The following is a 15315-nucleotide window of genomic DNA, read 5'->3' as shown; positions in this document are numbered from 1 at the left end:
ATGCATGGAAGCGTAGCGGCGCAGAATGAGCCGAAAATGAGCGCCCGCGCGGCACCGTGCGCTTAGTCCGTGGAAGAGGTGGAAGAGGTGGAAGAGGTGGAGGGGAGGGACGCGGCGGGGCGCAGCGGGAACAGCCAGATCGCGGCCGCGCAGCCCACCGCGCCGCCGAGTAACGTTTCCCATGCACGCGCCGCGAGCAGTGGGATGGAATGCACACCCGCAGCGGCGAGCGTGATCACCAGTGCGAACGCAAAGGCACCGCAGGCGATGTCGTAGCGTTCGGGCAGCGCCATCGCGTAGGCCACCATGGCGATGGAAGCCGCGATCCAGATCAGCAGCGGATCATGGGCGGCCAGCGGCAGGAACAGCAGCCCCAGCGGCACGCCCACGAGCGTGCCGGCGATGCGTCGCCGAACGCGGTCGAGCGTGCCGTCGGCGGTGCCCGCCACCACATACACGCAGGCAGTTACAGCCCAGGCCGATTCGGTCAGCCCGAACGCGCTGTTCAGGAACACCACCAGTAGCGAGCCAGTCGCCGCCTGCAGCCCCATCACGAACTCGGGCGACAACGAGGCGCCGCCACTGACGATGACGGCCACCCGTTGCGCGGTTGGTGGCGGGCATTCGGCCGGTCCGCTCAGCAGGCGCGGCACGATGCATGCCACGGCGGCAACCAGAAAGGACGCGCCCACGGCGCCCAGCTCGGGCGGCCCGAGCGCGGCCCCATAGCCGAGCAGTTGTCCGATAAAGACCTGTGAGCCCACCCCGGTGCCCAGAACGCCGAAGCGCCGGCAGTAGCCCGCCAGAAAGGCGCCGCTTACGAGGATCCATTCGGGGCCGGTACTGCCCACGGCAGCCAGCACCGGAGAAAGCAGGGCGAACGATGCAGCACCTAGTGCCGCCGCCAGGCAAAGCGCGGCAAGGTCGCGTGTCGACTCCAGCCGAGAATGCCGGGCCTCCGATACGCTGGCCCAAAGCGCGAAGCCCGCGGCCAGCAGGGCAATCCGCCGGCCGCCGGTAATGCCGTGCGTCACGGCCGGCAAGGCCCCGAGGGCGGCGGCGATACCGTATGCCGTCACCAGCCGCAGACCCTTGATGCGCCGATGAACGCCCGGGTCCATCCGTTCGAGCCAGGCCGCGAAACGCGCCAGCCACCGGCAGGTGCCGGTAACGGCCACGTGGGTGAAGCTCGTAACGTTTGGGTCCGTGCGCATCGTGCATCCTCGGCGGACAGCGGCGCCCGCCTACTTCCAGCCGCCACCGGGCAGGCGGCCATGGTACGGCGTATCGCGGCAGTGTCCCCACGGGCCGCGCCAGTAGCCAACGGGGCAGCCGTTGGGGCGGACCGTGACAACCGGCAGCGTCATCACGGGTTCGACGGGACGGTAGACGACGGCCGGGCCGGCGAAGTGGCAGTGCCCCCAGGGGCCGCGCCAGCCATTGGGGCCGCAGCCTTCGGCAGCATAGGATGCCGACGTCGATACCAGCAAGACGCCTGTGACGGCCAGTACGGTTGCAAGGGTTCTCATGATGGCTCTCCCGGTGGTGGAGTTTCAGTAGGCGTGGCTGCTGGCGGTAGCAGCGGCGGCTTCCATTTCAGCCTGCGCCTGGTGGAGCAGGGCGATGGCCCGGCCAGCGTGGCCGCCCAGTGCGTAGTGGTTGGCCCGTTGCGCGGCCTGCATCCGCTCGATGGCCTGCTCGGCGTGGACGCTGGCAGCCTCGATGTTGGGATGCCGTTCGGCGTAGTAGCCAACATCGGCCACGGCACAGCCGGATACCAGCGAAAGGGCCAGGGCGCTGGCGGCGATGAATCCAATACGGTTCTTCATGATGTTCTCCTGAATGTTTGCTTGTAGAGACTTGGGCGGCTCAGTGGTGCCAGTAGCCAAAGCCGACATGCCACGGGTGATACGGCCGCCCGTACCAGCCCGGGCCGGCGATGTAGCCAACCGGCGTGGCCGGCACGTAGGCTGGTGCGGCGTAGGCGGGCACCGGCGGGTAGTAGACGGGCGGCGGATAGGCGACCACGGGTGCGGCGGGCACCGCCACGACCGGGGCAGAGAATCCGACGCCGAAACCGACAAACGTGTGCGCCTGGGCCATTCCCACCAGGCCACAGCTCAATGCCACGGCGACGACGGCTTGCTTGGTGAAGGTCATGATCAGCTCCTCTTTTCGGGGATTCGGGTCAGCGTGATTGCGGGCTCGGATGCCTGGAGTGTGGTACCCGAGAATGAGCCGAAAATGAGATCGGCCACGCGCCACTTCTGCGAGCGGGGGATTGGCAGAACGCAGGCAGCCACGCACACTGCACCCCACGTCCCGGCAAAACGATGGCACGCACACCAAATCGCCCGGGCGGACGGGAGAATCCATGAGCTTGCTTATCAATCGCGCTGCCGTGCGGTCGTTGCACGGCCGTCTGAGCCTGTCGCTGGGCGCGCTGGCGCTGCTGGTCGGATTGCTCGGGGCGCTCGGCGCGGGGCTCGTGGTGCAACAGATGGGCCGCCAGTTCAACCAGGATCTCCAGGCGGCCGCCGCGTCGATCCATCCCGCGCCTGCCCAGATGCCGCTGCGTGCAGATGCCTCGCATCCCATGCCGCATGTCGTGATCCAGACCTGGCGTCCCGGGGATGGCGCGTTGCCCGGCCACACCAGCGATGCCACGGTGCTGCTGCCGCGCGCCCGTGAGGGCTTCTCTTCGGTGCAGGGCGCCAATGGCAATCTGTGGGACGTCTTTGCCCTGCAGGCCGGCGATGCCTACGTCCAGATCGCCGAGCAACGCGCGGTGCGAAACGACAATGCCTGGCGCGTAGCGATGTGGACCGCCGTGCCGGTGCTGCTATTGCTGCCGGTGTTGATCTGGCTGATCCGGGCCAGCGTGCGGCTGTCGCTGCGGCCGCTCGGTGCGATGGGCGCGCGCGTGGCGCAAGCTGACCTGAATCACCTGGAGCCGGTGGACATTCGCACCGCGCCCGAGGAACTGCATCTGTTCCTCGCCTCGATCAACCACATGATGGCGCGGCTAGTCACGCTGATCCAGACCGAACGCACCTTCATCGCCAACGCGGCGCATGAACTGCGCTCGCCCATCACGGCGTTGCAGTTGCAGGTGGATAACCTTCGCAACGCGCCCGCCGATGCGCAGGACGAGCGGCTGGACGCCCTGCAGCGCGGCATACGGCGCACGGCGACGCTGGTGACGCAGCTGCTGGGCCTGGCGCGCGCCGAGATCGGCGCCGAATCGCCGCCAGTGGCGGTGGCGCTGCCGCAACTGGTGACCGATGTCGTGGCCGATCTGCTGCCGCTGGCCCTCGATCGCGGCGTCGACCTCGGCGTGGAGCAACTCGACGACGCCACGGTACAGGCGCAGGAAACCGACCTGCGCATGCTGGTCTAGAACCTGATCGAGAATGCCATCCGCTATGGCGGACAGGGCTGCCGCATCGACGTCAGCGTGCGGCGCGGCGGCAACCATGTAGAAATCGAAGTCGCCGACGACGGCCCGGGCATTCCGGAGGACGAACGCACCCGCGTGTTCGACCGCTTCTATCGCGGCGCCGCCACCGACGAGGAAGGCAGCGGCTTGGGGCTGGCGATCGTGCAGACCGTGGTGCAGAACCTGGGCGGCGAAATCCGCCTCGCCGGCCGCGACGATGGCCACAGTGGCCTCGTGGCGCGCATACACTTGCCAAGGCGGAGACAGCCATGAGGATCCTGCTGATCGAGGACGACGCGCAGATCGGCCAGAGCCTGGCCCGCGCGCTCAAGGACGCGCAGTGCAGCGTCGACTGGGTGCGCACCGGCGAGCTGGCCCGGTCGGCCATTGCCGATGGCTCGTACACGGCGATGCTGCTGGATCTGGGCCTGCCCGACGCCGAGGGGCTCGACATCCTCAGGTGGCTGCGTCAGCGCCAGGACGAGACGCCGCTGCTGATCATCACCGCGCGGGACGACGTCGATACCCATATTTCCGGGCTCGACCTGGGCGCCGACGACTACGTCATCAAGCCGTTCGAGGCGCGTGAGTTGTTGGCGCGCATCCGTGCCGTGGTCCGGCGCAAGGCGGGCTCGGCATCGGCCACGCTGACCCACGGATCGGTCACGCTTGACCTGAACCTGCGGAAGCTTACCTACGGCGAGCATGGCGAGGTGCTCAGCGCCCGCGAGTACGCCCTGATGCTGGCGTTGCTGGAGCGGCCTGGCGCCATCCTGTCGCGCACGCAGCTGGAAGAGCGGCTGTATGGCTGGGGTGAGGAGGTCGAAAGCAACGCGGTGGATGCGGTGATCTACGGCATCCGCAAGAAATTTGGCAGCGCGATTGTGCGGAATGTGCGCGGCCTTGGGTGGACGCTGCCGGCGACGATTGCCTGAGGGGTCGGCTGCCAGACTCTCAGACGACATTTGAACTTGGTAGCGGGGCCATGGATGTGCGCATCGTATGTGCAGATTGCGCGGTATATCCACGGCCTATACCCGCATATCGAGACACTATTTTTTCTTTGTCGCTGCGCCGCCCACACTGACTCCAGCCCAATCGGGCAAGCAAACGGAGAAAGTGATGGCAAAGTTGATTTACAGAGTGGTATCGGCCTGCGGCGCACTCGGATATGGCTTCCCGGAGGCGTCCCTTGCGCGCGCGCTGGAAGGTCGCATCGACGCCGTGATTTCGGATGCGGGATCGATGGACGCGGGTCCGTACTATCTGGGCACCGGGCAGGAATACTTCGAACGCGAGGCGGTCAAGGCCGATTTCCGCAAGATGGTGGCGGCTGGCGAACGCATCGATGGTCCCGTGATTCTTGGCAGTTGCGGCATGGCGGGTGGCCGTCGAAACGTCGAGTGGATGCTTGAGGTTGCGCGCGAGGTGTTCGAGGAATTGGGTGTCCGCGATCGGCAGGTCGCCGTGATCGACGCCGAACTCGATCCGGCCGTGGTACTGCAGGCACTGCATGACGGCCAGTTGCAGGCTACCGGCAAGGGCCCCGAACTCGACGCGACCGCATTGCGCGAGAGCACGATCGTCGGCCAGATGGGTATCGCGCCGCTGATCACCGCGCTGGAGGGCGGCGCCAAGTATGTGTTCGCGGGCCGCTCCTGCGACGTGGCGCTCTTTGCCAGCGACATGATCCGACACGGCATCGATGCGGGCCTCGCATACCACGTCGGTCATGTGCTCGAATGCGGGGCGCTCGCCTGCGATCCCGGTTCGCCGTCGGATTGTCTCGTCGCTGAGATCTACGATGATGGCACTGCCGTGTTCGTGCCGCTCGATCCCGCCCGTCGCTGCACACCCTATTCGATCGCTGCGCATTCGCTCTATGAGGAGAGCCATCCGCAGTTGCAGTACTACCCCGAAGGCGTCCTCGCGATGGCGCAGACCGAATTTTTCGCTCGCGACGAACGGACCGCTGGCATTCGCCATAGCCACTTTGTCCATGCCGGCAAGCCCTGGCCTCTGAGCATCAAGCTCGAAGGCGCACGCCGCGTGGGTGCGCGGCGGGTATCGCTGCTGCGTCTGGCGCCGGAAGATCTCGCCCGCGTTCCCGCCGATGTTCCGGTCTACGGCCGCAACGGCGTGCAGAACCAGCCCGTGCCGAAGAGCACGCACGAACTCGGCATTTTGATCGAAACGCGTGCGGACACGCGCGAAGGGGCCGAAACGCTCGCGAGCCTGCTGACCCATTACCTGATTCACTACGGCTATGCAGGACGCAAGGCCACGGCTGGCAATATCGCATACCCGCTCTCGCCGAACCTGATCGGCTTCCAGCGCGACGACGGCAGCTACGGCGCGGTGGTACCGAGCGGCACACGGGACCCGGTGTTCCTTGAAAACTATGCGCGCATCAAGGCGGCCGTGATTGCGCTGGTACGGGAGGAGTTTCCGAATGCGCTCGAACATGCCACGTTCGAATTCGTCGAGGCCGATGCCGAGCGTCCGGTAGCGCTGGTGCGCACCGTCGATCGTGATCCGGTACGTTTGGCGCAGCGGCATGCGGCTGACGTGGCTCGCGCCTTGAACGGCGCCACGGCCGGTGCGGATTCGCTGCGCGACCTCGATGCCGCCGACGCCTACGAATGGACGCTCTATCATCTGCTGCTCGACGAACATGTGATCCGCGACACAATGTTTCCGATCACGTATTACCGCGTCGACGGGAAGACATGGGTGCGCGCAGGTGAAGCACGTCCGGTGTATCGCGAGATCGGCGAGCGTGGCTATTGTGGCAATCTCGACGACCGCACCTTGTCGCTGATCGCCGATGTGCCGCCAGCAGGCGAGGGCGCAGCCGCGCAACGGTTGCTGGACATGGCGCTCGTTATCCGTAGCAAGGATGCCGGCATCAACCGGCTGACGCTCGATGTGGTGTTCCGGTCGACGGCGCAGTACGAGACGGCCTTGCGGTCGAACGCGTTCTACGCGTCTAACGTGGCCGCAGTCCTCGGCCTGCCGGCCAGTGCAATTGTCGGCACGTACTTCGTGGATAGTTGCCAGGCCATCAAGATCACGGTCGACCGCCCCAATATCTCGGCCTCGCTCGATGAACACGATGTCTTTGGCGCCCAGCAGCAGGCTGCGCTCGAAGCCATGATCATTTCAGGAGGTTGATTCCACCAGCACCGTATCCTGGCATGAAAGGCCGCTCAGGTAGTCGCGCATGAACGCGGCCAGAACCTTGCGCACCGCCGTGGCCGCGGGCGTCAGCGGCGTGGCGCCGGGGGCCAGGATCGCGGCCGTGAGGAACAACGGCGGCTCGATCGGTATGGCGACCAGTGCCTCGTGGCCGGGTGTGATCGACAGATCGCTCGCGGGAATTGCGGCGACACCCACTCCCGCGAGCACGGCAGACATCATGCCGCTGAACAATTCCGTCTCGGCGACGATCTGCGGCGTCAGTCCCCGCGCCGTGAAGGCGCGATCAAGCAAGGTTCGCGTGACATTGGGCCGGATCGCCAGCACCAGCGGCAGAGCGGCCAGCGTCTCGATGGAAACCGCCGCCTGATCCGCATCGTCGCCGGCTCCACCATCGCTTCCCGTTGCCCCACGTCTTCGGATCAGCGACAACCTGCGGCGGAAAAGCGGCAGGTGGTGGAGGCCCGTATTCACATTGGCGCCGTCGTCGTCCTCGAAGGCCAGCGCAATGTCGAGCGATCCGGCATGCAAGCGCTCCCGTAACTGAAGGCTGTTGGCCGCAGTGAACTGCAAAGTGACCTTCGGCAACTGCGCGCGGCAAGTTTCGATCAGACTACCGGCCAGCACCGATGCCAGCGTCGACGACATGCCCAGCCGCACCACGCCCTGCGGCGCCGCGCCCAGCGAGCGAAGCAGGTCGGGCAGCCGATCCATCTGTTGCAGGATCGCGCTGGCCTCCTTGTACAGCAGTTCGCCGGCAGGGGTAGGGCGCACGCCGCGGGCGCTGCGATGAAGCAGGGTCACTCCAAGCTCCTGCTCAAGGTCTGCAATCTGCTGGCTCAACGCTGGTTGCGCTACGTGGATGAGTGTGGCCGCGCGCGAAAAGCTCCCCGCATCGACGATCCCGACGAAGTAGCGCAGATGTCTCTGATGCATGGCCTTGGCCACTCGTCAGGAAAGAACGGACATCGGGTTGCCGGTGCGATCGATGTCGTGCACCGGTCCGCTCCCAATATTGATGCGCTGCCGCAGAGGTGGTCCGCTACGGGTCACCTCTGCGGCAGCGTAGAAATTGATGAACTCGCTATCCGCGATATTGCTGGCATCCACATCCATGGTGTCCTCTCCCAGCCAAGCGACCCAGTGCACACCTCGCGTCATGACGCCGTTGCGGCGCCACATTTCAATCAGCCTCTCGTCATCGACGGACAGGCCGAGTACTGGAGCCGTCCGGCCCGTCCGGCCCGTCCAGCACGTGCGGCCCGTAGGCAACCGTGTCGAGGCTCGCGGAGCGCTCGAATGTAGCATAGCCGCCAACCTCGGGAGGGGCCTCCTGAATGAGAGATCGGCTCGGTCGGCCACCTGTGCGATTCGTCGCGCTTTACCCCCAGACGGGGGGGAAGCATTGAGTCCAGGAGAATCTGCAAAAAGACCACGAATGTTTGCAAATTCTGTCATTGCGACAATTACACCATTTGTAGTTATCTGATTAAAAATTTCATTCGATCGACGTCAATTTGTAGTTAGACTCCGTATCGTTGTGATCTGGGCCAACTATGGCCTGCGCGCATCTATCTGGCCATGCTGCAGACCGTGCGGCGCCGAGGAAGGTACTGAACGAAGCCATGCCAGGCAGGGACACTGAGCCGACGACGCAGTCGGGTGGCACCATGACACAAGCGGGGGACGCGCCGATCGCTGTCGGATGGCGCATCGTGGCCTTCCGCGTATTCCGCAATGCGTACTTGACCTATGCGGTATGGATGGCGTTCTTCATCCATTACGGCATGACCGTCGAACAATTTTTCTGGCTCGACGCCATTTTCTTTGGCGCCAAGTTCGTTTTCGACCTGCCTACCGGCTATCTGGCAGACCGCATTGGACGCAAGCGATGCCTGGCCGTTGGTTGCGTCGCTGCAGCCGCGTCGCACGCGGCGATGCTGGTCCACCCCGGATTCTGGACATTTGCCACGGCCCTGGTGGCACTGGGCGCGGCACAAAGTTCGGTGAACGGCGCCGATGCAGCGTTGCTCTACCAGAATCTTGCACGTCGGGGCGAACTGGCCGAGTACCCGCGATGGGAATCGCTCAGCCGTGCTGCCGGCTCACTGTCCTTTGCCATTGCGCCATTGGTGGGTGGATGGCTACATGCAACCGGCGGGTATGCTGCGGTATGGCTGGGAACGGCGGTCGCGATGTTGCTTGGTGCGATAGTGTTGTTCAGGGTGGACGACCGTGCGTCTCGCGCTCCGGGTGATGGGATGGTGCAAATGTGGCGGGCCTTGCGCAGCGTGTTGCCGCAACTGATGTTCCTGCTGCTGTTGTTTGGTCTGTTCTTGTCAATCGTGCGATTTGGGTTTCTCGCGCAGCAATGGCTGCTGATCCAGCACGGCGTGGACTCCGCAATCAAAGGCTGGCTGATGGCGGCGGATCTGGGCATCGGCGCCGTCGCCAGCCTGGGCATCCGTCGTGCACTGGCCACCCTGTCGCGCGCCGCTATCTACAAGCTGCTTGGCCTCGCGATTACGACTTTGGCGCTTCTGGCCGTCGCCGCGGCAGCCGGATCGGATTGGAGGCTGCCTCTTGGCGCAGCCATCCTCGCCCATGGATTGCTGTATGGGTCGTTCGTGCCGATGCTGACCTCGGAGGTTTGCAGGGTGGCTCCCGATTCGGTCAGGGCGACTGCGGTGTCGGTCGTGACGTGTGGCGGGAGTATCGCGTGGGCGATCCTCTCACCGGTTGCCGGCACCGTTCTGCAGAGAGAGGGCACACCGGCCGGCATGGGGATTCTCGCCGGCGTGTTGTCTGCGCTGGTCGTGATCCTGGCGGTACTGCATCGGTGCCGGCGGGAGCCTACGAAAATCATTAACAATCAAGTGGATTCTGCCGCTGGCGATGCTCACGGGTAGCTTCGTGGGCCACAAGCTCCGACCAGGCGCGCCGTATCGGCTGCCTGTTGCCGCAGAGTCGCGATCTGGCTTGAAGCGGAATACTATTTGTGGTCAACACGCTACCTTAGGTCGAATACATCTTATGTTAAATAACATCAGCCAATCCCCGCTCCACTAAATAATCCCCCATCCCTTTCGTCCAACACTGTGATGCCGCCCGACAGGCGGCGCTGACACATGTACCGCCGAAAGGGAGACCTGCATGAGTTTCGACCGCGACGACGCCACGTTCCTGGTTCTCGTCAACCACGAGGAGCAGTACTCGATCTGGCCCGATTACAAGCCTGTGCCGGGCGGCTGGCGCGCGGCAGGATTCAGCGGCGGCAAACAGGCTTGCCTGGACTACATCGAGCGTACCTGGACGGACATGCGCCCGCTGAGCCTGCGCCGGTTCATGGAGGAGCCATCCCGGGCGGATGCCTGATCATGGCGACTCAGCAGTTGTTCTGCCTTCCGCACGCCGGATCCAGCGCCATGGCCTATCTGCGTTGGCGTCGCCAGTTTCCGGCTGACGTCTCGCTGATTCCGCTGGAACCGCCGGGCCGCGGCGCGCGCCTGGATGTGCCGCTGCTGCGCGATTTCGAGGCGCTTGCGCTGGAACTGGCCGATCAGTTGTGCAGCCGTCGCGTTGCGCACGCGTCGTTCGATATCTTCGGTCACAGCATGGGCGCCCTGCTCGGCTGGCGCATCTGCCATCTGTTGCGGGCGCGCGGCCTCCAGCTTCCGCAACGGCTCATTGTGTCCGGCTGTGCCGCGCCAGGCCGGCGCGACTCCGCCCGGCTGGCCAACCTCCGCGGCGATACCGCGTTGCTGGCCGATCTGCGCAAGCTCGGCGGTACGCCGGAAGCCGTTTTCGCCGATCCGGAACTGCTGCGCCTGACGCTCGACGTGCTCGATGCCGACTACCGCGTCTGCGAGAGCTTCCGCCGCGCCGACGTGGCACCGCTGCCGATGCCGATCCACGTATTCGCGGGCCATGACGACCAGATCTCGCCGGCCGATCTGGAAGCCTGGGGCAGCGAGACCAACGCCGGCCACACGCTCGACTGGTTTTCCGGCGGGCATTTCTTTCTCCACGAGAGCCAGGCGGACGTGATCCAGCGCCTGCTCCGGCGCCTGAGCCTTCCCGCCACGGCCTCTTCTTCGCTCGCGCCAGCCTGACCACAGCCTCCGCGCACCGTCCTACGCCAACTGTCCTTCTGGAAAGCAGACGCCATGCAGTCCGACCCGAACGTCCCGGCCACGCTGGTGGCCCATCTCGACCGTCTGGCCGCGCAGCGGCCCGACGACACGGCGCTGATCATCGTCGAGGCCCACGGCGAAACCTGCCATGGCTACGGCGCGCTGCATGCACGTGTTCGCGCGCTGGCCGCACAGCTGTCCGCGCAGGCCGCGCCGGGTGATCGCGCCCTGCTGCTGATGGATAGTGGCATCGATTACGTCACCGCTTTCTTCGCCTGCCTCTACGCCGGCCTGATCGCCGTGCCGGCCTTCGAGCCAGGCGCCGTGCGTTCGGCACAGGTAGCGCGGCTGCATGCGATGGCCGCCGATGCCGATCCCACCGTGCTGATCACAACCGCCGTGCACGCGGAGGCCCATGCCGAGGCGCTCGCCGCCATCGCGCCGTCGGCCCGCATCGTCCACGCGGACGCCGCCCATCGAGCCGCGCCCGAGGATTGGGCGCCTTACCTGCCGCATGCGGACACGCTCGCTTTCCTGCAGTACACGTCCGGCTCCACGGCGTCGCCCAAGGGCGTCATGGTCAGCCATGGCAACGTCATGGCCAACGAACTGGCCATCACCGCTGGCATGGGGATCGGCCCGGACGACGTCATTGCCACGTGGCTGCCGCTCTACCACGACATGGGCCTGATCGGCGGCCTGCTCCAGCCGATCTTTGTCGGTGTGCCGGTCGCCCTGATGTCGCCGCAATATTTCCTGGAACGTCCCGTGCGCTGGCTCCAGGCCATCAGCCGATACCGTGCAACGGTGTCGGGCGGTCCCGATTTCGCCTATCGGCTCTGCGTGGAACGCGTACGCGACAGCCAGCTGGATGGCCTGGACCTGTCGAGCTGGGCGGTTGCCTACTCGGGTGCGGAGCCAGTGCGCGCCGATACGCTGCGCGCTTTCGTCGAGCGCTTTGCCGGAGCGGGCTTCCACCAGCAGGCGCTCTACCCCTGCTACGGCCTCGCCGAATCCACGCTGTTCGTCACCGGTGGACAGCGCGATGGCGGCATGCGCAGCACAACGTTCGACGCCGCCGCGCTGGCGCAAGGTCGCGGCGAGGCGGCCCACACGGGCCTGGAACTCGTGGGATGCGGCTTCCCTCGTGCCGGCCATGCCGTTCGGATCGCGGACGCGGACGGCACGGCGCTGCCGGACGGCCTCGTGGGAGAGATCGAAGTGGCCGGCGCCAGCGTGACCCATGGCTACTGGCGCAACGCAGCGGCCACGGCGGCCACGTTCGGCCCCGCATCGTCAGGCTGGCTGCGAACGGGTGACGTGGGGCTGCTGCGCGGCGGTCAGCTCTTCATCGCTGGCCGCCGCAAGGACCTGATCATCGTGCGCGGCCAGAATCTCTATCCCCAGGATATCGAGCGCGCCGTCGAGGCCCAGGTGCCGGCGGCACGGCGCGGTCGCGTAGCGGCCTTTGCCGTGCAGACGCCCGAAGGCGAGGCCATCGGGGTTGCTGCCGAAATCTCGCGGCCTGACCAGAAGCGGCACGGCCACGCCGCACTCGTGCAGCAACTGGCGCTGGCCGTTGGCGACGCCTGCGGCGAGCCGCTGGCCGTGGCGCTGCTGCTCAATCCGGGCGGCCTGCCGAAGACCACCAGTGGCAAGCTGCAGCGCAGCGCCTGCCGGCAGGGCTGGCTCGACGACAACCTCGATGCCTGTGCGGTCTGGGCGCATGGCCAATTCACACGCGGCGGCATCGGCACCGCAGGCAAACCGGCGGAAGCGCCGCGCGGCGAAACGGAAATCGCGCTGGCCGCACTCTGGCAGGAACTGCTCGGCGCGGCGCCAACCGATCGGCACGCCCACTTCTTCGCCAGCGGTGGCAGTTCGTTGATCGCCGCGCAATTCGTGTCCCGCCTGCGTGAGCGATACGGTGCTGGCATCGCACTGCGGCTGCTGTTCGATCATCCCACGCTGGCGTCCTGCGCCACCGCGCTCGATACGTATCGCGCTTCAGCCCCCTCTGCCACCGAAGCGCCGATCCAGCCCGCCGCGCGCTCCGGCCCCCTGCCATTGGCGCCCGCCCAGCATCGCCTCTGGCTGACCGACCGCATTGCCAGTCCGGACGACCGCTGGACCTACAACATGGCGGGCGGGCTGCGGCTCACGGGCACGCTGAACGTGCAGGCGCTGCACGCCAGCCTGAACGCGGTCGTCGCCCACCATGAGATCCTGCGCACCGGCTATCCGGCCGATGCCAATGGTTCGCCCGTCGCCAGCATCGTCCCGGCGCTGGCCATCGACATGCCGAACCACGACCTTTCCGCGCTGAGTCCCATACGGCGCGACGCGGCGTTGCAGGAGCTGGCCGAAGGACAGGCCCGCGAGCCCTTCGACCTGGCCCAGCCGCCGCTGCTGCGCGCCCGGCTGGTACGGCTGACCGAGACCGAGTACGTGCTGCTGGTGACGCTGCACCATATCGTCGGAGACGGCTGGTCGATCGGCATCCTGCTCGACGCCCTGGCCACGGGCTACAACGCGGCACGCGCCGGGCTTCCCGTGACCTTCGTCCCGCTGCCTATCCAGTACGTGGACTACGCCGCACACCAACTGGCCGAATCCAGTGGCTCGCGCAGCCAGGCCGATGCCGGCTACTGGCGCACGGCGCTGCACGGCGCGCCGCGCCTGCCCACGTTGCCCACGCCCAAGCGCCGCCCGCCCGTGGCGACATCCGCCGGCGCCGCCTGCCATGCCGACCTGCCGGCTGCGTTGCTGGCACAGGTCGATGCCCTCGCCCACCGGCATGGCGCCACGCGCTACATGGTGCTGCTGGCTGCGTTCCACCTGCTGCTGCACCGGGCGAGCGATGCGCGTGACCAGTTAGTCGGCATCGATGTGGCCGGGCGCACCCGGCGCGAGCTGGAAGGGCTGATCGGCTTCTTCGTCAACGTGCTGCCGCTGCGCGCCGAGCTGCGTCCCGAGATGGCTTTCGGCGAATTGCTCGACCAGATCCGCACCCGCACGCTGGCGGCCTTCGACCACCAGTCGCTCCCGTTCGACCGCATCGTCGAGGCGGCCGGCGTGCCGCGCGAGCGCGCCTGGCATCCGCTGGTGCAGGTGCTGTTCGTGCTGCACAACACGCCCGCTGCCGTACGCCCATTCGACGATCTGGCTGCCGACCGCCTGCCAGCACCGGTACATGCGGCCAAGTTCGACCTGGCGGTGTTCCTCGACCCCCACGCCAACGGACTGCGGGCCGAATGGATCTATGCCACCACCCTCTTCCCGCACGCCACGGTGCAGCGCCTCGCCGACACCTATGGCGCCGTGCTGGCGCAGGCCGTGGCCGATGCTGCCCGCCCGCTGTCCGGCTTTGATCTGCCGGCCGGTCTTTGCGATCCTGTTACCGAGACGCCCGCCATGACCACCGCCCAAGTGTCCAGTCCCAGCAAGCTCGACAAACTCGCCAGGCTCGGCAAGCTGGCCCGCCAGCCGCAACGGGCGGCTGAACCGGCCGCAGCCGTACCGCCCGTGCGCACCTCGTTCCTGTCTCCGGACCGGACCTTCCCGATCGTGATCGAGCCCGCCACCCCGGACCTCGACCCCGTTGCCTGGGCGCTGGGCCATCGTGACGAGATCGAGGCCACGCTGTGCAGGCATGGCGGCATCCTGCTGCGCGGCTTCGGACTGCGCACGCCGCAGGAGTTCGAGGCGTTCGCCGAGTCGATCGAACCGGGCCTGTACGGCGCCTACGGCGACCTGCCCAAGAAGGAAGGCGGGCGCAACACCTACCGCTCCACGCCATACCCCGAGCGCGAGATGATCCTCTATCACAACGAAAGCGCGCACCTGTCGCGCTGGCCGCGCAAGCAGTGGTTCTTCTGCGAGCTGCCGTCGCCCGTGGGCGGCGCCACGCCAATCGTCGATTGCCGCGAGATGTACCGCCGCCTGCCGGCAGACCTCGCCGCCCAGTTCGAGGCCCGGGGGCTGCGCTACGTGCGCACGTTCAACGACAAGCTCGACGTCAGCTGGCGCGACTTCTTCAAGACCGATTCGCGCGCCGAGGTGGAAGCTCGCCTGAGCGCCTCGGGAACCGAATACGCGTGGCTCGATGCCGACACCCTGCAAACGCGCGAACGCTGCCCTGCGGTGATCGCCCATCCCGTCACGGGCGAGCGCAGCTTCTTCAACCAGGTGCAACTGCACCACACCGCCTGCCTCGACCCGGAAGTGCGCCGCGACCTGCTCGACATCGTCGGCCCGGATCGCATGCCGCGGCAGGTCACGTTCGGTGACGGCACACCGATCGGCGACGAGGTGATGGCGCTGATCGGATCGCTGTACGAAGCCTGCGCCGTCCGGTTCGACTGGCGCCAGGGCGACGTCGTGATGCTCGACAACATGCTGGCTGCACACGCCCGCGACCCGTTCGAAGGCCCGCGCAAGATCGTGGTGGCGATGGGCGACATGTTCGAGCGCCGCGACTTGCCGGCGCTCAATGACAGTGCGGCCCAGACGCAGCCCGTCACCGCCGCCATGGAGGGTTGAGCC

Annotated in this window: 14 protein-coding genes; 8 read left to right on the top strand and 6 right to left on the bottom strand. The window is 66.6% G+C overall.

What is annotated here, in order from left to right:
• Positions 1 to 62 precede the first annotated feature (62 nt).
• Genes EV147_RS11685 through EV147_RS11670 form a run of 4 tightly spaced genes read right to left on the bottom strand, consistent with a single transcriptional unit; the run spans position 63 to position 2160 of the window.
• Entirely contained in the window at positions 63 to 1214 is a 1152-nt protein-coding gene (locus EV147_RS11685) for an FUSC family protein (protein ID WP_130391359.1), read from the bottom strand.
• 30 nt (positions 1215 to 1244) lie between these two features.
• Positions 1245 to 1529 (bottom strand): GCG_CRPN prefix-to-repeats domain-containing protein, encoded by a 285-nt coding sequence (locus EV147_RS11680; RefSeq protein ID WP_198680224.1) that lies wholly within the window; start codon positions 1527 to 1529, stop codon positions 1245 to 1247.
• Positions 1530 to 1553: 24 nt separating this feature from the next.
• On the bottom strand, positions 1554 to 1829 hold the full coding sequence (locus tag EV147_RS11675; RefSeq protein WP_130391358.1) for a hypothetical protein: 276 nt from the start codon (positions 1827 to 1829) through the stop codon (positions 1554 to 1556).
• 40 nt (positions 1830 to 1869) lie between these two features.
• Entirely contained in the window at positions 1870 to 2160 is a 291-nt protein-coding gene (locus EV147_RS11670; protein WP_130391357.1) for a hypothetical protein, read from the bottom strand.
• Between the two features lie 214 nt (positions 2161 to 2374).
• On the opposite strand from EV147_RS11670, the gene EV147_RS11665 reads away from it, so the two are divergent.
• The 4 genes from EV147_RS11665 to EV147_RS11655 all read left to right on the top strand — a co-directional run bounded on the left by EV147_RS11665 (position 2375) and on the right by EV147_RS11655 (position 6613).
• Entirely contained in the window at positions 2375 to 3400 is a 1026-nt protein-coding gene (locus EV147_RS11665; RefSeq protein ID WP_235844698.1) for a sensor histidine kinase, read from the top strand.
• A gap of 3 nt (positions 3401 to 3403) precedes the next feature.
• Positions 3404 to 3712, top strand: a complete 309-nt coding sequence (locus EV147_RS26240; protein WP_328591118.1) for a sensor histidine kinase — start codon at positions 3404 to 3406, stop codon at positions 3710 to 3712.
• Positions 3709 to 4374: a response regulator transcription factor gene (locus EV147_RS11660; protein ID WP_130391356.1), complete on the top strand. Its 666-nt coding sequence runs from the start codon at positions 3709 to 3711 to the stop codon at positions 4372 to 4374. The genes EV147_RS26240 and EV147_RS11660 overlap by 4 nt, the downstream gene beginning before the upstream one ends.
• Positions 4375 to 4561: 187 nt before the next feature.
• Positions 4562 to 6613 (top strand): DUF4387 family protein, encoded by a 2052-nt coding sequence (locus EV147_RS11655; protein WP_130391355.1) that lies wholly within the window; start codon positions 4562 to 4564, stop codon positions 6611 to 6613.
• Here EV147_RS11655 and EV147_RS11650 read toward each other — a convergent pair.
• Both EV147_RS11650 and EV147_RS11645 read right to left on the bottom strand, forming a co-directional pair.
• Positions 6602 to 7573, bottom strand: a complete 972-nt coding sequence (locus EV147_RS11650) for a LysR family transcriptional regulator (protein WP_130391354.1) — start codon at positions 7571 to 7573, stop codon at positions 6602 to 6604. The genes EV147_RS11655 and EV147_RS11650 overlap by 12 nt on opposite strands.
• Positions 7574 to 7588: 15 nt before the next feature.
• A complete protein-coding gene (locus EV147_RS11645; RefSeq protein WP_130391353.1) occupies positions 7589 to 7819 on the bottom strand; it encodes a hypothetical protein in 231 nt (76 codons plus the stop codon).
• Positions 7820 to 8307: 488 nt separating this feature from the next.
• Here EV147_RS11645 and EV147_RS11640 point away from each other — a divergent pair, with 488 nt between their 5' ends.
• The 4 genes from EV147_RS11640 to EV147_RS11625 all read left to right on the top strand — a co-directional run bounded on the left by EV147_RS11640 (position 8308) and on the right by EV147_RS11625 (position 15312).
• Positions 8308 to 9546, top strand: a complete 1239-nt coding sequence (locus tag EV147_RS11640) for an MFS transporter (protein ID WP_157994679.1) — start codon at positions 8308 to 8310, stop codon at positions 9544 to 9546.
• 244 nt (positions 9547 to 9790) lie between these two features.
• Entirely contained in the window at positions 9791 to 10012 is a 222-nt protein-coding gene (locus tag EV147_RS11635) for an MbtH family protein (RefSeq protein WP_130391351.1), read from the top strand.
• Positions 10013 to 10014: 2 nt separating this feature from the next.
• The gene (locus tag EV147_RS11630) at positions 10015 to 10749 is read left to right on the top strand and encodes a thioesterase II family protein (protein ID WP_130391350.1); all 735 of its coding nucleotides are present in this window, start codon (positions 10015 to 10017) and stop codon (positions 10747 to 10749) included.
• 54 nt (positions 10750 to 10803) lie between these two features.
• A complete protein-coding gene (locus EV147_RS11625) occupies positions 10804 to 15312 on the top strand; it encodes a condensation domain-containing protein (RefSeq protein ID WP_130391349.1) in 4509 nt (1502 codons plus the stop codon).
• Positions 15313 to 15315: the final 3 nt, after the last annotated feature.

This window comes from Cupriavidus agavae (assembly GCF_004217045.1).
GTDB classification, from domain to species: Bacteria; Pseudomonadota; Gammaproteobacteria; order Burkholderiales; family Burkholderiaceae; genus Cupriavidus; species Cupriavidus agavae.
The sequence above is the reverse complement of the archived record's forward strand: the minus strand, read 5'-3'. Positions and strand labels throughout refer to the sequence as shown.